The organism is Baekduia alba, assembly GCF_028416635.1.
GTDB lineage: Bacteria > Actinomycetota > Thermoleophilia > Solirubrobacterales > Solirubrobacteraceae > Baekduia > Baekduia alba.
In genome coordinates this window covers 55,324-71,626 of record NZ_CP114013.1, presented here as the reverse complement: position 1 = coordinate 71,626, position 16,303 = coordinate 55,324, and the positions used below count along the sequence as shown (strand labels likewise).

Here is a 16,303-nt window from a genome sequence, read left to right as displayed (position 1 = left end):
TCCGCCGGTGGCGCCGACACCGGGCGATGGGTCGTGCTAGCCAAGTCGCACATATCCGGAGGCCCCATCGCCGGAGCTGTCGTGGGTGCGACGCGTGACCATGTTGGAGGAGTTGCCCTCGATCGTGTGGATCTTGCCGTCGGCGTCGACGGACTCGACGATGCCGATGTGCTGGCCGCCCCACACGACGAGGTCGCCGGCCTGCGGCGGCTGGCCGGCGGCGGCGGGGGTCCAGCGGCCGGTCCGCTGCGCCCACGAGGAGACGGCGGACACGCCGCCGAAGCCCTGACCGGCCTCGCCGAGCGGCGCGCCGGCGTTCTTGGCCGCCCAGGACACGAAGTAGGCGCACCACGGCCCGACGCCGCTGCCGGCCGTGGCCGTGCGGTAGTCGGCGATGCGCGGGGAGTCGTTGGAGCCCGGCGGCTGCTCGGCCTGGCCGACCTCGGCCTGGGCGAGCTGGAGCGCGCGCTGGCCCGCGGTGGTCGCGGTGCCGGTGGCGCCGGCGGCCGCGGTCGATGCGGCGGCGGTGGTGCCGGCGGCGCCGGAGAAGCCGAGCGCGGTCGACGCGCCGTCGGCGCCGGCGAGGCCGGTCGACGAGGTCGCGCCCTGCAGCGCGGAGGCGAAGGCGGTCGGTGATGTGGTCGCGGCGCCCGTCGCCGGCGCAGCGGTCGACGGCGGCACCAGGCCCTGGTGCAGCTCCGCGATCCGTGCCATGACGGTCTCCACGCTCATTCCCCACCGTGATCGGCGGGCTGCGCGTTTCCTTCAACGCGGGGCGTCAGGTCCCGAACGACGGGGGGCGGCCCGAAGACCGCCCCCCAGCGTCGGAGATCCGACGAAGGTGCTGCGTATGAGCTAGCCGAGGAGGCGCAGGACGCTCTGCGGGGCCTGGTTGGCCTGGCTGAGCATCGCGGTGCCGGCCTGCGACAGGATCTGGTTCTTGGTCAACGCGACCATCTCGTCCGCCATGTCCACGTCGCGGATCCGCGACTCCGCCGAGGTCAGGTTCTCCTGGTAGGAGGCCGCGACCGACAGCGAGTGGTCCAGGCGGTTCTGCACGGCACCGAACGTCGCGCGAGCGGTCGACACGTTGGTGATCGCGGTGTCGATCTCGGAGATGTCGGTGGTGCCCGTGGTCGACAGCGACGCGAACGACGTGCCGACCTCGTTGGCGAGGTCGACCAGCTTGACGCCGATCTCCTGGCCGTCGTTGGCGCCGACCTGGAAGGACACCGTGGTCGCGGCGTTCAGCAGGTTGATGCCGTTGAACGACGCGGAGTCGCCGATGCGGGTGATCTCGGATGCGAGCTGGTTGACCTCGTTCTGGATCGACGAGCGAGCGGTGGAGTCGAGCGAGCCGTTCTTGTACTGGACGGCGAGCTCGCGCACGCGCTGCAGCATCGAGTGGACCTCGTCCAGGTTGCCTTCCGCGGTCTGCACCATGGAAGCGCCGTCCTGGATGTTCTTCTGGGCCTGCCCGAGACCGCGGATCTGCGAGCGCATGGACTCGGAGATGCCGAGGCCCGCGGCGTCGTCGGCCGCGGAGTTGATGCGGTAGCCCGAGGACAGGCGCTGCATCGACTTCGAGATGGCAGCCGAGGTCTTGGACAGCGCGTTGTAGCTGTTCATGGCCTCGACGTTGTGCGTGATGCGAAGGGACATTCGTCGATCTCCTTGATGACGTTTGTGTTGGGGTCCCACAGCGACTCCATGTCGCTGCTTGCTGCCGGCGGTGCATTCCTTGCGCCGCTACGCCGGTGATCGGCGGCCCATGAGACCTGCTTGAGGTGTGTCCAGGGTCCTTTGGACGGGAGTTGTCAGATCGCGGGCGTCAGACCCGGACGTCGATGTGCGGCAGCCCGTCGTCGGGCGGCGGCGGGAGTTCCGGGACGACGGGGCGGCGCTTGCGGCGCTGCTCGCCGGCGTCGCGCTCGCGCTTGTCCGTCGAGCTCTCGGGGCGACGGATCGCGGGGATGGCGTCCGGCTGGGCGCCGCGCCGCGGACCGATCGGGTTGATGGGGTCCAATGGCACGGCTCAACCTCGCTTTCCTAGCCCTGCGGAACGGGTTCGGGGACGCCGCCGGCGTTGGCGGCCGCGGCGGTCGCCGCGGCGGCGGCGCGGGCCTCGGCGATCTGCCGCTCGCGCTCCTCCGCCTGGTCCTCGGCCATCAGGATGAGCTTCTTGCGCAGCTGCTCGAGCTCGGCGAGCGCGACGTGGCGCCAGATCGTCTGGGCGATGGCCCAGGCGACCACGTAGCCGATCACGCCGCCGACGACGGCGCGCTCGATCGCGTCGGGCCACGGCAGGGCCGCGCCGCGCGACAGCTTGAGGACGACCAGGAACGCGATCAGGCCGCCCCAGCCCTTGGCGATGCCGATGTGGCGGCGGGCGCGCGGGTGGGCGGAGAGGCGGATGCCGTCGCCGTTCGGCGCCACGGCGCCCTCGGCGGCGGCCATGACCTCGGTCGGGGCGTCGCCGCCCTTGTCCTTCTTGGCCATCAGGCGAACCTCCGCCGCTGTTCGCGCGACATCGCGAACGCGAGGTGCTGGAGCCGGACGCAGTCGGGCTGCGAGACGTCGCTGAACTGCAGGCCGACGCGGTCGCCGGTCTCCAGCCGCACGATGCGTCCCGCGCCGCGGACCGGCGCGCTGCCGTCGCCGAGGTCGAGCTCGAAGCGCCGCTCGGCGTCGAGGCCCGGACGGTGGGCCAGGCCCTCGACGAGCATGCCGCCGCCGGAGAGGTCGATCGCGTGGGCCTGCGTGGTCACGTCCTGTTCATCGGCGTCGGCCGACAGGAGCGTGAGCGGCAGGTCCACCGTCGCACGCACGAACTCGCGGCGGCGCAGGAGCTGCGGGCTGCCGCGGTGGGCGAAGCGCACGGTGTCCTTCGCGCTGTAGCCCTCGCCGTAGCCGCGGCCGGTGCCCCGGCGGTAGCGCGGGACGTCGAGCCTGCCGTGCATGCGGGCGACGCCGTCGTCGTTGACGAACTCGATCGTCAGCGCGCTGCGCTCGAGCATCGGCTGGGGCGTGTCGGGCTGCTCCAGCAGCGCCAGGTCGAAGAAGCCGGGCCCGTCGGCGGTGACGCGGACGAGCACCTGCTCGGTCTGCGGGACCGACAGGAGCAGCTCGTCGCCGACGTTGGGGAGCAGGCGGCTCATGGCACGAGGTCGCGCGCGAGCTCGGTGGCGGACGCGGGCTTCAGCCCTGCCTCGACGGCCTGGCCGCGGGCGAGGTAGGACAGCGGCAGGCCGGAGTCGATGGCCAGGCCGATGACGGTCCCGAGCATCTCGGTCTCGTCGGTGTGCGTGAGCACCAGCGCGCCCACGCCCAGCTCGCGGACGCCGCCGACGAGCTCCTGGGCGGCGGCGGGGCCGATCGTGGCGGGCACGGCGAGGTGCAGCTCGTCGGGCGCGAGCGAGTCCAGCTCGAGCCCGAGGGCGCGCAGCTCGCCAGTCGACCGCGGGCTGACGCCCGGCGTGTCGACGATGACGAGGCCGGTGCCGCGCAGCTCCGCGATCGTGCCGGCGCCCTCCGCGCCGCTCTCGATCGCGTGCAGCGCGACGCCGTAGGGCGCCAGGAGGCGCCGGAGCTCCGCGCCGCCGTCGGGCGAGCGCAGGGCGATGACGGTGACGGGCAGGATGCCGTGGCGCGCGTGCGCGGCCGCGAGGCGCGCGACGCAGCGCGTCTTGCCGGCGCCGCCGGGGCCGACGAAGCCGACGACGCCGGGGCCGCGGCGCAGCGGGTGCATCGGGATGCGGCGCGCGAGCGCGTCGGTCACGAGGTCCTTGGGGTCGGCGCCGGGCATCAGCGGCGCGAGGCCGGCGATGGCCTCCTCCGCGATCGCCTCGGCGAGGCCCTCGCGCAGGCCGCGGGCGACGAGCCGCTCGGCGGCGACGAGCGCGGCGGCCGGCATGCCGACACCGGACCCGCCCACCCCGGCCGCGGGCGCGATGACCTGGGCGACGGGCTCGGGCGCCGGCGCCGGCTCGGGCGCGACCTCGACCACGGGCTCCGGCGCGGGCGCGACCGGCTCGGCCGCGGGCTCGACGCCGAGGTAGTCGAACATCCCGGTGGGCTGCTCGACCTCGATCTCGGCCTCCTCCTCGGCGCCGTAGACCTCCTCCCACTCGTCGTCGTCGAGCACCTCGGGCTGCTTGGCGACCGGCGCGGGCTGCGGCTCCTCCGCCGCGGGCTCGGGCTCGGGCTCGGGCTCCGGCGCGGCCGGCGGCAGCCCCGCGTTGAACAGCGCGGCGAGGTTCTGCGACGCCGCCGGCGACGGGGCCGGGAACAGGTCGTCGACGGTCACGTTGACGTCGGTCGGGCCGGGCAGCGCGTCGATCTCGGGCGCCGTCATCGGGCGGACCTCGCCGGATGGCTGGGCCTGGCGCTCGTGCGCCTCGGCGAGCTGCTGCGCGAACGCGGCGGCCACGCCGGGGGCGGGGGTGGGTGGGGTCAGGGTCCCCGGGCGCACCTCGACCTCGATCTCGCGCTTGGCGAAGAACCCGCCGACGCCGCCGCTGGTCGTCTCGCGCCGCGCCACGATGACCGCGTCGTCGCCCAGCTCCTGGCGGATGCGCGGGACGAGCTCCTCCAGGGAGCGGCCGCGGTAGGTGTAGGTGTCCTGGTCCTCGGGTGCCATCAGGCAGTCACGACTCCGATCGTCTCAACGCCGATGCCGGGTGCGATCTCGTTGTAGGCGCAGACCGAGAGCTGGGGCAGCGCCTGCTCGCACAGTCGACGCAAGTGACGACGCACGCGAGAGGAGCAGATCAGCACCGGTCGCCGGCCGCGCGTGACGGCCTGCTCGACATGGTTCGACAACTGGTGCACCAAAGCCTGCGCGCGCGAGGGATCCATCGCCAGGTACTCGCCGTCGGGTGTCTGGGCGATGGCGTCCGACACCTCCTGCTCGAGGCCCGGGTCGAGCGTGATCGCCCGCAGCGTGCGCTCCGCGTCGAGGTACGGGGACACGATCGTGCGGCCCAGCGCCTGGCGGGCGTACTCGGCCAGCAGCTCCGGATCGCGCGTGACGCGGGCCCGGTCGCCGGCCGCCTCGACGACCGCGCCGAGGTCGCGGATCGAGACGCCCTCGCGCAAGAGCGCTTGCAGGACGCGCTGCAGCTCGCCGACCGAGAGCAGGTCGGGGACGACCTCCTCGACGACGGCCTGGTTGTGCTCCTTGAGGCTGTCCAGCAGCGTGCGCACGTCCTGACGGGTGAGCAGGTCGGCGGTGTGACGCCGGATCGTCTCGGTCAGGTGCGTGACGACCACCGACTCCGCGTCGACCACGGTGTACCCCAACGCCTCGGCTTCGGCGCGCTGCGCGTCCGTGATCCACACCGCGGCCATGCCGTAGGCCGGGTCCTGGGTCGGGATGCCGTCGAGGTTGCCGAACGCGTCGCCCGGGTCGAGCGCCAGCTGATGGCCCGCCATGATCTGGCCGCGCGCGACCTCGGTGCCGCGGACCTTGACGGAGTACTCGTGGCTCTGGAGCCCGATCTCGTCGTGGATGCGGACCGACGGGATGATCGTGCCCACCTCGGCCGCGATCTGCCGGCGGACGGCGCTGACGCGCTGCAGCAGCGAGCCGCCGGCCGAGCCGTCGACGAGCGGCACGAGGCCGAAGCCGATGCACAGCTCGAGCGGGTCGAGGCTCAGCGCCTCCTGGACCTGGTCGCGCGGTGAGGCCAGCGCCGGCGGCGCGGCGGCCAGCTCGGCGGCCTTGCCCGCCTCGGCGACCTCCGCGGCCTTCGCGTTCTTGCTGAGCGTGCGGCCGGCGAAGAAGAACAGGCCGCCGATGACGAGGAACGGGATCTTCGGCAGCCCCGGGATCAGCGCGAAGAAGCAGATGACGACGCCGGCGACGAGCGGGGCGCGCTGCTGGCCGCCGATCTGCGTGACGACCTGCGAGCCGAGGTCGTCCTGGCTGGCCGAGCGCGTGACGATGATGCCGGTCGCGACCGAGATCAGCAGCGCCGGGATCTGCGCGGCGAGGCCGTCGCCGACGCTCAGCAGCGAGAAGTGATGGACGGCCTCGCCGAACGAGCGGTGCTGCATCATCACGCCGACGACGATGCCGCCGATGAGGTTGATCATCGTGATCAGGACGGCCGCCATCGCGTCGCCCTTCACGAACTTCGAGGCGCCGTCCATCGCGCCGTAGAAGTCCGCCTCCTCGGAGATCTCCTTGCGGCGCAGGCGGGCCTGGTCCTCGGTGATCTGCCCGGCGTTGAGGTCGGCGTCGATCGCCATCTGCTTGCCCGGCATGGCGTCCAGGGTGAAGCGCGCGCCGACCTCGGCCACGCGCCCGGCGCCGTTGGTGACGACGACGAACTGGATGACGATGAGGATCAGGAAGACGACGAGGCCGACGACGATGTTGCCGCCGATGACGAACTTGCCGAACGCCTCGACGACGTGGCCGGCGTCGCCCTGCAGCAGGATCAGGCGGGTGACCGAGATGTTGATGGCCAACCGGAACAGCGTCGTGATCAGCAGCAGCGACGGGAAGACGGAGAACTCCAGCGCCTTCTTGACGTAGAGCGTGGTGATCACGATCGCCAGCGCGCAGCTGATGTTCAGCGTGATCAGCAGGTCCAGCAGCATCGGCGGCAGCGGGATGATCAACATCACCACGACCAGGACCACCACGCCGGCGGCGATCAGGTCGGTGTACTTGCCGAACTTCTGCATCACGTTGGTCATGATCTGCGGGTCCTCTAGGCGGCGCCGAACCGGCGGCGGCCGGCGACGCGATAGACGTAGGCGAGGATCTGGGCGACGGCCTGGAACAGGTCCTCGGGGATCATCTGGCCGACCTCGACCGTGTCGTGCATGGAGCGCGCGAGCGGCGGGTCGGGGACGATCGGCACGTTGTTCTCGGCGGCGATCTCGCGGATGCGCAGGGCCAGGAGGTCCTGGCCCTTGGCGACGACCGTCGGCGCGTTGGACTTGCCGTCGTACTTCAGGGCGACGGAGAAGTGCGTGGGGTTGGTGACGATGACGTCCGCGGTCGGGACGTCGGCCATCATCCGGGCGCGGGCGGCCTCGCGCTGGCGGCGGCGGATCGCGCCCTTGACCTCGGCGGGGAGGTCCTGGCCCTTGGACTCCTCCTTGACCTCCTCCTTCTTCATCCGCAGACCCTTCTCGCGCGTGAAGCGCTGATAGAAGAAGTCCACGACCCCGATGAAGAGGTAGGCGAAGGCCGCCCGCATCGCGATCGACTTCACGAGCGCGGCGATCGACCCGCCGAGCTGCAGCGGGGAGACGCCGACCATCGCGGCGTAGTCGGTCATGTGCGGGAGGAACGCGCTGAGGACGACGTACGCGACGACCGCGATCTTCACGAGGTTCTTGAAGAGCTCGACGAGGCCCTGCTTGCCGAAGATGCGCTTGAGGCCCTGCTGCGGGCTGAGGCGCTTGAAGTTGGGCTTGAGCGCCTGCGTCTTGGGCCGGATGCCGACCTGGGCGAGGTTGACGACGATCGCCGCCACCGCGCACACGCCGACGATCGGCGCCAGGCACCAGACGACGTTCGCGCCGCTCTTGAGCAGCAGGTCGGAGACCGTGCCCATCGTGACCGGGTCGCGGCTGCCGCCGGCGGCGAGCGAGTCGTGGATCCCGTCGGCCATCCGCTGCACCATCGAGGAGCCGGTCGCGCCGAGCATGAACAGGCCGGCGAGCACGACGACGGCGCCCGAGAGGTCCGCGGACTTCGCGACGTTGCCCTGCTTGCGCGCCTCCTCGCGGCGCTTGGGTGTCGCCTTCTCGGTCTTGTCGGCATCGGCCATCGCGCCACCTCCCTCAGGCGAGCTTGAGGGTCTGGAGGGCCTGGCCGACGTCGGTCTGCAGCTCGGTGGCGAGCCAGCCGGCGACGAACGGCATCGACGCGCCGACGAGCAGCAGGCCGAGGACGACCTTGGCCGGGACGGCGACCTGGAACGCGTTGAGCGTCGGGACGACGCGCGTGACCATGCCGAACGCGGTGTCGGTGAGGATCAGCGCGATCAGCACCGGCCCGGCGACCTCGAAGGCGCTCGTGAAGACCTGGACGAACGCGCCGTTGGCGCCGTGGACGATCGCGCCCAGCGACGGGTACTGCGTCAGGCCGACGATCTCGTAGGTGCGCGCGAGGCCCTTGATGACCCAGGCGTCACCGCCGATGGCGATGAACACCATCAACCCGATCATCGAGTAGGCGGTGCTGAGGATCGCGGACTGGTTGCCGTTGACCGGGTCGACGAGCGACCCGTAGGAGAAGCCGATCGTCGTGTCCAGGAACGAGCCGGCGACGGCGAGCGCCGCGAAGGTCGCGGCCAGGGCGTAGGCGAACGCCCCGCCGATCAGCAGCTCCTTGCCCAGCAGCGTGCCGATCCCCAGGATGTCGGTCGGCAGGTGCACGTCGGCCGACACGACCGGGGAGAGGCCGATGGCCAGGCCAACTGCGACGACGGTGCGCACGCGCGCCGGCACCAACTTGGACGAGAACAGCGGCGCCAGCAGGAAGAGCGGCGAGATCCGCGCCAGGACCAGGAAGAACGCCAGGACGCGCTGCTCGCCGAAGTCGGTGAGCAGGGTCTGGGCCGAGGTCTGGAGCTGCGGACCCACTACCCCACCATGTTGGGGATCGACGTCCACAGCTCCGACGTGTAGCTCAACAGCTGGTTGAGCATCCACGGACCACCGACGACGAGCACGGCCGCCATCGCCAGCACCTTCGGGATGAACGAGAGCGTCTGCTCCTGGATGGAGGTGACGGCCTGCACGATCGAGATCAGCACGCCCACGATCAGGCCCACGCCGAGCAGCGGGATCGAGAGCTTCAACGCGAGGCTCATCGCCTGCGTCGAGAGGGTGACGACGGTATCGGTGTCCATCAGTGGAACGACTCCACGAGCGAGCGGGTGATCAAGTCCCAGCCGTCCACGAGGACGAAGAGCAGGATCTTGAAGGGCAGGCTGATGAACGCGGGTGGCAGCATCATCATGCCCATGGACATGAGGGTGGAGCTGACCACCAGGTCGATCACCAGGAACGGCAGGAAGATGAGGAAGCCGATCTGGAACGCCGTCTTGAGCTCCGAGATGATGAACGCGGGGATCAGGACGTAGGTCGGGACGTCGGCGCGCGTCTTGGGGCGCTTGAGGTGCGCGAGGTTCACGAACAGCGCGAGGTCCTTGGTCCGCGTCTGGCGGAACATGAACTCGCGCAGCGGCTTCTGGCCGCGGTCCAGCGCCTCGGCCTGCGTGATCTGGTGCTTGGCCAGCGGGTCGATGGCGTCCTTCTTGACCTGGGTGAAAGTCGGCGCCATCACGAAGATGGTGAGGAACAGCGCGATGCCGACCAGGACCTGGTTCGGCGGCGCCGTCGGGGTGCCCAAGCCGGTGCGGATGAAGCCGAGGACGACGAGGATCCGCGTGAAGCCCGTGACGCAGAACAGCAGCGCCGGGACGAGCGTGACCGCCCCGACGAGGATCAGCAGCTGGACGGCGTTGTCGCCGTCGGCGCTGATGCCGTTCTGGGTGGCGGCGGAGATCGTCGCGGAGACCATCAGCGCGCCGTCCGGTCGCGAAGCTTCTCGAGCGTGTCGCTGAAGAGGAGCTTGGCCTTGCCGGCGGGGGAACCGGACCCACCCACCCGCGGCTTGGCGTCGCCGTCGATGTCGTCGCCGGCGCCGAGCTGCGGGTGCGACAGGAGGCCGAGCGACAGCGCCTCGTCCTCGGTGTAGGTCCGGATCGGCACGATGCCGTGCTCGGCGCTGCCGACGAGCACGAGCTCGCGGCCGGCGCGGATCAGGTGGACCGAGCGGTTGGGGCCCAGCGGCATCGACGCCTCGGTGCTGAGGCCGATGCCGTGGGCGTCGAGCTCGCCGGAGGACGACTTCTTCATCTGGCGCAGCACCCAGGTCAGGCCGTAGATCACGGCCACGACGACCGCGAGGCCGATGAACGTGCGGGCCAGGCCGCCGCCGTTGGAGCCGACCGACGACGCGGTCTGCGCCGAGGAGTCGCTCGGGAGGTTGAGCGGCGTGTTCTCGCCGTAGGTGTCCTTGCCGGCCGCCACCGCGAGGGTGGGCGCCAGGAGGACGCAGAGGAGTGCGGCCGTGAGAACGGCCGTGAGGGCACGATATGGCTTCACTTGGAGGGACTCGCGGTAGGTCGGGAGGGACGACCAGCCAGTCCTTAGATCGGCCTGCGCGTGGTGGACTTGAGGGACGAGTCTGGACGACCGTTCGAGGCGTCCGGGCGAAGACTCGCCCAGAGGGCGAGCTTGCCTTAAGCGAGCTCGCCTGGCGGCTCGCTCGCCAGCTCGGCGTCGCTCAGGCCGCTTCGGGGAACGCCGGCGGGACGTCGCCGGCGCCGAGGGCTTCGGGCTCGAACGCCGCGACGGCGCCCGCGGCGCTGCGCTCCGCGCCGTTGACCTCGGTGATGCGCAGCCCGAACTGCTCGTCGATGACGACGACCTCGCCCCGGGCGATGGGGCGCCCGTTGACGAGCAGGTCGACGGGCTTGTCCGCCAGGCGGTCGAGCGTGACGACCGAGCCCTGGCCGAGGCTCATGGTCTCGCCCAGCGACATGTGCGTGCGGCCGACCTCGACGGTCAGCTCGACCGTCACGTCGGTGAGGCGCGTGAGGTCGGCGTCGCCGGCGATCGCCGCGGCGTGGGCTCCGCCCGCCCCTTCGGGCAGCGGGGTGAACTCGACGTCGGTCATGGTGATGCTCCTTATTGGACCGCGAGGTCCGTGAAGAGGACGTCCTCGACGTCGATGTCGGTCTCGTGCTCGATCCGCTTGAGCACGGACTTCTGGAGCTTGACGCGCGACTTCTCGCGGGTCAGGCGGCCGGCCGGCTCGTCGGTGAGCGAGTCGGTGATGATCGCGCGGACCACGGCCTCCTGGGGCAGCGTGCCGTAGCCGGTCGGCGGCTGGCCCGCCTCCTTCTCGCCCGACGCGGCCGCGGCCTTCTTGACCGCCTCGGCCAGGTAGCCCTCCTTGAGGACCAGCGCGGCGTTGAGCTTGGCGAACTTGCCCGCCTTGAGGTTGATCAGGAAGTCCTTGGGCATCACGTACACCTCGCCCGAGACCTTTGGCTTGGGCACGACCGGCTTGGGCGCCAGGACGAACTTGTAGACGCCGCCCACCACGAGCAGCAGGACGGGGATGATGATCTTGATGTTCTTCATTTGGTGGGAGCGAAGTTCGGCTTGATGGACGGGATCTGGGAGGTCTTGGAGACGCTGGTGATGCGCGGCACGAGGATCTCCACGCGGCGGTTCAGCGAGCGTCCGGCGTCGGTCTTGTTGGTGGCCACGGGCGAGTAGGCGCCGCGGCCGGCGGCGGTCATGCGCAGCGGCGAGATGCCGTCCTGCGCGAAGGTGCGGAAGATCGCGTTGGCGCGCTCGGTGGACAGCGCGAGGTTGTCCCGGAACTGGCCGCTGCTGATCGGCTGGTTGTCGGTGTTGCCCGAGACGATCAGCTGGTGGTCGGCCTGCGTGGCCGAGAGGAGGTGCGCGACGTCCTTGAGCAGCGGCAGCGACGGCGGGCGCGGCGTGGCCGAGCCGCTGTCGAACAGCAGCTTGTCGGTCAGCAGCCGGATCAGCAGCCCCTCGTCGGTGACCGTGACCTTGATCTTGCCCGAGAGCCCCTGCTTGGTGGCGACCGAGTCGAGCTGCTTCTTGAGCTTCTCGAAGGCCTGCTCCTCGGCGTTGCCCTGGGCGCCCGTCTTGGTCTTGGACACCGAGTCGTCCTTCGGCGAGCCGACGAACGGCTGCAGGCTGGACTCCTTGGGCGACGCAGACGGCGTCTTGATGTTCATCACGCCGCCCGACTCCTTGATGGACTGGCCGCCCGGCAGCACCTTGCCGCTGAACGCGTCCTGGAGCGAGTGCTGCAGCGACTCCAGCTTGGACTTGTTCACCGACGAGATCGAGAACAGGACCATGAAGAGCGCCACGAGCAGCGTCATCAGGTCGGCGTAGGTGACCAGCCAGCGCTCGTCGGGATGGTCGCCGTGGTCGTCGCCGCGCTTCTTCTTCTTGCCGCCGTGCCCGGAAATCGGACCCACCCACCCTTACGCGGCCTGCGCAGCGCCGCCGTCGACGGCCTTCAGCTCGGCCTTGGCGTCGCCGGCCTCGACCACTGCGCGCTCGTCCGGGGAGAGGTAGCTGAGGAGCTTCTGCTGGACCATGCGCGGGTTGTCGCCCGCCTGGATCGCCAGGATGCCCTCGAGCACCAGCGAGCGCTCGTCGACCTCCTTCTGGCTCTGCATCTGCAGCGAGTAGCACACCGGCAGGTACACGACGTTGGCTGAGCCGACGCCGTACAGCGTCGCGATGAACGCGCCGGAGATCGCGGGGCCGAGCGTCTCGGGCGCGCTCAGGTTGGAGAGCACGTGCACCAGCGAGACGACGGTGCCGAGCACGCCGATGGTCGGGGCCAGGCCGCCGGCCTTCTCGAAGACCGAGGAGCCGAGCTTGTGGCGCGCGGCCATCGCGTCGATCTCCGCGTCCAGGATCTCCCGCAGGAGGTCCGGGTCGGTGCCGTCGACGATCAGCTGCATGCCCTTGCGCATGAACGGCTCTTCGATCGCCTCGATCTCCTCCTCGAGCGCGAGCAGGCCGTCCTTGCGGGCCCGCTCGGCGAAGCTCACGAGGGTCTTCACGCGCACGCCCAGGTCGGGCTGCTCGCCCATGATGGCCTTCATGTACAGCTTGGGGATCATCATGAAGCGCTTCATCCCCACGCCGCCGAACACCGCGCCGGCCGTCCCGCCCAGCACGAGGATCAGGGCGTTGATGTTGAGGAGCATCGGCGGCGCGACGCCCTCCATGATGCCGGCCATGATGATGGCGGCAGCAGCGATTCCGATTCCGATTGCGGTAGCGGCCTTCATGGGTTCTCTCTAGTGGTCGGCCGCTGATGACCGGTCTTCAGCCAGTTGTTGGCGCCGGGACTTAGCCCAGCGCCTTGTCGATCGCGGAGAGCACGCGGTCGGCCTGGAACGGCTTGACGACGAAGTCCTTCGCGCCGAGCTTGATCGACTCGAGCACCTTGGACTCCTGGCCCAGGGCCGAGCACATCACGACCTTCGCGCCGGGATCGACGGCGATGATCTCCTTGAGGGCGGTCAGGCCGTCCTTCTCGGGCATGGTGATGTCGAGCGTCATGACATCGGGGCGCAGCTCCTGGAAGCGCTGCACCGCCTCGGCGCCGTTGGCGGCCTCGCCAACGATCTCGTGGCCGCCGCCGCTGAGGGCGTCGGTGACCATCTTCCGCATGAACGCGGCGTCATCTACGACGAGCACGCGAGCCATCAGACTGGAACCTCCGTGGGGGTGTTTTCGGGGGGCGTGGGAGAAGAAGGGGGACTGCTGGCGCCGAGCACCGACTCGACGCGGACGGCGAGCCCGCCGTCCTCGGTGACCATCAGCCGGCCGGTCGCGAAGCGCATGCCGTCGGCGTAGAGGTCGATCGGGGCCTCGACCTCGCGGTCGAGCTCGACGACCGCGCCCGCGGGCAGCGCGACGATCCGGCCCGACGGCATCCGCGTCCGGCCCAGCTCGGCCCAGACGCGGACGCTGATGTCGCGCAGGGCGTCGCCGAGCGGCGCGTCGTCGTGGCTCTCGGTCATCTCGTCCAGCGCGCGCGTCATGCGCACGATGAACGCGTTGGGCACCAGCTGCACGAGCAGGCAGGGCGCGCCGCAGAACGTGAACGTGACGGCCGTGGCGTGGCCGGGGTGCTCCCAGCCCTCGCCGCCGGAGTTCGCGTCGTCGAGCTGGCGGACGTCGGGCGGCGCGATCTCGACCTCTTCGTCGAGCACCTTGCTGGTGGCCATCGCGGCCGCCGACATCATCTGGTTCATCGCCTCGCCGACGGCGCTGAACTCCAGCTCCGACAGCTCGCCTCCGGCCTCGACGTCGTTGGGGTCCATCCCCATCATGGCCGCGGCCAGGCGGCGCGCGCCCTCGATGCCGATGACCATCACGTTGCCGCCGGTCACGCCGTCGACGTAGGCGACGTCCGCGGCGATCGCCGGGAACATCGCGTCGGCGAAGGGCGACTCCTCCGGCGGCACGACGCGCACGGTGCCCGGCGCGACGCCCGTCGGGGAGAACATCTGCAGGACGCCCTGGACCGCCTCCGAGGTGGAGGCGCCCAGGCGCAGCAGTGCCTGCTCGGCGTTCATCGCTGGTACCTCATGGCAGAGGTCCGAAGGACGGAAGTCATGGGGCGAGCTCCACGGGGCCGGTGATCTGGACGGCGCGGTGCTGGCCGCTGCGGCCGCCACGCGCGTGGTGCACGGGGGTGCGGTCGGCGAAGAGGGTGAGCTCGGCGTCGGCGCCGGCGTCGAGGCGGATGACGTCGCCGGGCTTGAGGTGCAGGATCTCGTCGAGCGTCAGGTGCGTGTCGGCGACCTCGGCGCGCAGCGAGACCTCGACGTGGCTGAGGCCCTGGTTGACGGCCGCGGCGGTGACCTCGTCGCGGACCTTGATCTCCTCGTCGTGGCGCGAGAACGCCGACGCGACCGGTGCGATGGCCGCGTACGGGATCAGCAGCGTCATCGTCGACGACAGGCCGTCGAGGCGGGCCTCGAGCGTCAGCGCGAGCGTCGGCTCGGAGCCGGCGGCGACCTGGACCGTCTCGCTCTGCGTGTCGACCATCGCGATGTTCAACGTCATCTCGGAGACGTCGAACCAGACCGACGACAGGGCCTCGACGATCGTGCCGAACATCCGCTGCACGACCATCAGGTCGATGTCGGTGAGCTCGCGGTCGCGCTGCGCCGACTCCGGGCGCCCGCCGAGCATCCGCTCGAGCGCGACGAGGACCACGGGCAGCTCGGCGCTGAGCAGCATGCGGCCGTCGTGGGGCGCCGTGTCGATCTGGATGTGGACGGAGTGGTCCGGGACCTGCGCGAACGCGTTGGCCCAGGTGAACTGCCCGACGTCGATGACCTCCATCTCGATCGCCGTGCGGTGCTCGGCGACCAGGCGCGTGCTCGCGCGCTCGGTGAAGGTGTCCATGGCGCGGCGGATCCGCCGCTCCTGGTCGGTGGTGAACTTCGTCGGCCGGGTGAAGTCGACGGTGCGCAGCCAGCGGGCACGGCGGCCCTGGCGCTCCTCCGACTCCACCGGCATGTTGCCCTCGCTCGCCCGCGCGAAGAGCTTCTCGATCTCGTTGGCGTCGAGGAACCCGCTCATGCCAGTACGGCCTTTCCGGCCGAGGTCCCGAGGAGCTGCGCCTCGGACCCGCCGGCCTCTCGGACGGTGATGGAGATGTCCGCGCCGACGCTGACGCGGATCGTGCGGCCCTTGGAGCCACCCGTCTCGGTCGCGCGGACCGGGATCCGGGCGCGGTCGAGCAGCCGCGCGACGGCCTGCGCGTTGCGCTGCCCGATGTCCTGGCCGCTGCCGCCGAACTGGAACATGGCGGCGCCGCCGACCATGGCGGCCTCGACGCGCGTCCGCGACGCCCCGTGCGCGAGCACGAGGTCGATCAGCGCGGGCACCGCGAGATCGGCGAACTTGTGCGGCTGCGGCGGATCGGCCTGCGCCGCCTCCGGCAGCATGACGTGCGCCAGCGCGGCGACGCCCTTGCCGCGGTCGACGAGCGCGAGCCCGATGCACGAGCCCAGGCCGATGCACGCGAGCACGTCTCCCGACGTGTTGGAGGCGGATGCCTCGCCCATGCGGACGACGGTCTCCATGGCTAGAGGCCGAGCCGCCCCAGCAGCTGCTTGATCCCGCCGTGGTTGGGCAGGAGCAGGAAGGACAGGCTGCACTGCTCCTCCTCGACGAGGAGGTTCGAGTCGAGGATCAGCGCCTCGTCGATGTCGTCGCCGCGGCCGATCAGGACCGACGACAGGATCGAGCCGAGCATGTCCTCGACGACCTGCGGGGGCGCGGGCTCGAGCGACATGTCCACCATCTGGGCGAGCACGTTGATGTAGTTGGTCCCGAGGATGTTGCCGACCTCGCCGAGCATCGAGTTGCCGTCCGGCGTGGAGGGCTCGATGCCGTAGATGCCGCACAGCTTCCGCGCGTCGCTCTCGGGGAACAGCAGGACGACGATCGCCTCGAAGTCGCCGACGACGGGGACGACGACGCCGTAGCGCAGCTCGTCGGGCGCGCCGGCGATGGCGACCGCCTCGGCCAGGGGCAGGGCGGCGGCCGTCGGCACCGAGATGTCGACGGGCTTGCCGAGCATCGAGCTGAGCGCGGTGCCGGCGTTGCCGGAGCCGATGTTGGCGAGCTCGCGCAAGGCGTCGAGCTGCAGGTCAGAGAACGTGGTCATGGCTTCCTA

The 16,303-nt window shown here is 70.8% G+C and carries 21 protein-coding genes; all 21 read right to left on the bottom strand.

Going from position 1 to position 16,303, the window contains the following annotated elements:
• Positions 1 to 36: 36 nt before the first annotated feature.
• Positions 37 to 714: a CHAP domain-containing protein gene (locus tag DSM104299_RS00380; protein ID WP_272475297.1), complete on the bottom strand. Its 678-nt coding sequence runs from the start codon at positions 712 to 714 to the stop codon at positions 37 to 39.
• 141 nt (positions 715 to 855) lie between these two features.
• Positions 856 to 1,662, bottom strand: coding sequence for a flagellin N-terminal helical domain-containing protein (locus DSM104299_RS00375; protein ID WP_272475296.1), 807 nt, complete (start codon positions 1,660 to 1,662; stop codon positions 856 to 858).
• Positions 1,663 to 1,831: 169 nt separating this feature from the next.
• On the bottom strand, positions 1,832 to 2,032 hold the full coding sequence (locus tag DSM104299_RS00370) for a hypothetical protein (protein WP_272475295.1): 201 nt from the start codon (positions 2,030 to 2,032) through the stop codon (positions 1,832 to 1,834).
• Between the two features lie 17 nt (positions 2,033 to 2,049).
• Positions 2,050 to 2,499, bottom strand: a complete 450-nt coding sequence (locus DSM104299_RS00365; RefSeq protein WP_272475294.1) for a hypothetical protein — start codon at positions 2,497 to 2,499, stop codon at positions 2,050 to 2,052.
• Positions 2,499 to 3,158 (bottom strand): PilZ domain-containing protein, encoded by a 660-nt coding sequence (locus DSM104299_RS00360; protein WP_272475293.1) that lies wholly within the window; start codon positions 3,156 to 3,158, stop codon positions 2,499 to 2,501. The genes DSM104299_RS00365 and DSM104299_RS00360 overlap by 1 nt, the downstream gene beginning before the upstream one ends.
• Complete coding sequence (locus DSM104299_RS00355; RefSeq protein WP_272475292.1) at positions 3,155 to 4,639, bottom strand: hypothetical protein; 1,485 nt, start codon at positions 4,637 to 4,639, stop codon at positions 3,155 to 3,157. Before DSM104299_RS00355 ends, DSM104299_RS00360 begins: the two co-directional genes overlap by 4 nt.
• Positions 4,639 to 6,705, bottom strand: coding sequence for a flagellar biosynthesis protein FlhA (gene flhA, locus DSM104299_RS00350; RefSeq protein WP_272475291.1), 2,067 nt, complete (start codon positions 6,703 to 6,705; stop codon positions 4,639 to 4,641). Before flhA ends, DSM104299_RS00355 begins: the two co-directional genes overlap by 1 nt.
• Before the next feature lie 14 nt (positions 6,706 to 6,719).
• Positions 6,720 to 7,790, bottom strand: a complete 1,071-nt coding sequence (gene flhB / locus DSM104299_RS00345; protein WP_272475290.1) for a flagellar biosynthesis protein FlhB — start codon at positions 7,788 to 7,790, stop codon at positions 6,720 to 6,722.
• A 13-nt stretch (positions 7,791 to 7,803) separates the two neighbouring features.
• Positions 7,804 to 8,607: a flagellar biosynthetic protein FliR gene (locus DSM104299_RS00340; protein ID WP_272475289.1), complete on the bottom strand. Its 804-nt coding sequence runs from the start codon at positions 8,605 to 8,607 to the stop codon at positions 7,804 to 7,806.
• The gene (gene fliQ / locus DSM104299_RS00335) at positions 8,607 to 8,876 is read right to left on the bottom strand and encodes a flagellar biosynthesis protein FliQ (RefSeq protein ID WP_272475288.1); all 270 of its coding nucleotides are present in this window, start codon (positions 8,874 to 8,876) and stop codon (positions 8,607 to 8,609) included. Before fliQ ends, DSM104299_RS00340 begins: the two co-directional genes overlap by 1 nt.
• A complete protein-coding gene (gene fliP / locus DSM104299_RS00330; protein WP_272475287.1) occupies positions 8,876 to 9,550 on the bottom strand; it encodes a flagellar type III secretion system pore protein FliP in 675 nt (224 codons plus the stop codon). Before fliP ends, fliQ begins: the two co-directional genes overlap by 1 nt.
• On the bottom strand, positions 9,550 to 10,137 hold the full coding sequence (locus DSM104299_RS00325) for a FliO/MopB family protein (protein WP_272475286.1): 588 nt from the start codon (positions 10,135 to 10,137) through the stop codon (positions 9,550 to 9,552). Before DSM104299_RS00325 ends, fliP begins: the two co-directional genes overlap by 1 nt.
• A 181-nt stretch (positions 10,138 to 10,318) precedes the next feature.
• Positions 10,319 to 10,711: a flagellar motor switch protein FliN gene (fliN, locus tag DSM104299_RS00320; protein WP_272475285.1), complete on the bottom strand. Its 393-nt coding sequence runs from the start codon at positions 10,709 to 10,711 to the stop codon at positions 10,319 to 10,321.
• An 11-nt stretch (positions 10,712 to 10,722) separates the two neighbouring features.
• Positions 10,723 to 11,181, bottom strand: a complete 459-nt coding sequence (locus DSM104299_RS00315; RefSeq protein ID WP_272475284.1) for a flagellar basal body-associated FliL family protein — start codon at positions 11,179 to 11,181, stop codon at positions 10,723 to 10,725.
• Entirely contained in the window at positions 11,178 to 12,062 is an 885-nt protein-coding gene (locus tag DSM104299_RS00310) for a flagellar motor protein MotB (protein WP_272475283.1), read from the bottom strand. The genes DSM104299_RS00315 and DSM104299_RS00310 overlap by 4 nt, the downstream gene beginning before the upstream one ends.
• 6 nt (positions 12,063 to 12,068) lie before the next feature.
• Positions 12,069 to 12,839 (bottom strand): motility protein A, encoded by a 771-nt coding sequence (locus tag DSM104299_RS00305; protein ID WP_272475282.1) that lies wholly within the window; start codon positions 12,837 to 12,839, stop codon positions 12,069 to 12,071.
• 112 nt (positions 12,840 to 12,951) lie between these two features.
• A complete protein-coding gene (locus DSM104299_RS00300) occupies positions 12,952 to 13,311 on the bottom strand; it encodes a response regulator (protein WP_272475281.1) in 360 nt (119 codons plus the stop codon).
• On the bottom strand, positions 13,311 to 14,186 hold the full coding sequence (locus DSM104299_RS00295; protein ID WP_272475280.1) for a FliM/FliN family flagellar motor switch protein: 876 nt from the start codon (positions 14,184 to 14,186) through the stop codon (positions 13,311 to 13,313). The genes DSM104299_RS00300 and DSM104299_RS00295 overlap by 1 nt, the downstream gene beginning before the upstream one ends.
• Positions 14,187 to 14,223: 37 nt before the next feature.
• A complete protein-coding gene (locus DSM104299_RS00290; protein ID WP_272475279.1) occupies positions 14,224 to 15,201 on the bottom strand; it encodes a flagellar motor switch protein FliM in 978 nt (325 codons plus the stop codon).
• The gene (locus tag DSM104299_RS00285) at positions 15,198 to 15,689 is read right to left on the bottom strand and encodes a hypothetical protein (protein WP_272475278.1); all 492 of its coding nucleotides are present in this window, start codon (positions 15,687 to 15,689) and stop codon (positions 15,198 to 15,200) included. Before DSM104299_RS00285 ends, DSM104299_RS00290 begins: the two co-directional genes overlap by 4 nt.
• Before the next feature lie 20 nt (positions 15,690 to 15,709).
• Positions 15,710 to 16,294 (bottom strand): chemotaxis protein CheC, encoded by a 585-nt coding sequence (locus DSM104299_RS00280; RefSeq protein WP_272475277.1) that lies wholly within the window; start codon positions 16,292 to 16,294, stop codon positions 15,710 to 15,712.
• Between the last annotated feature and the right edge of the window lie 9 nt (positions 16,295 to 16,303).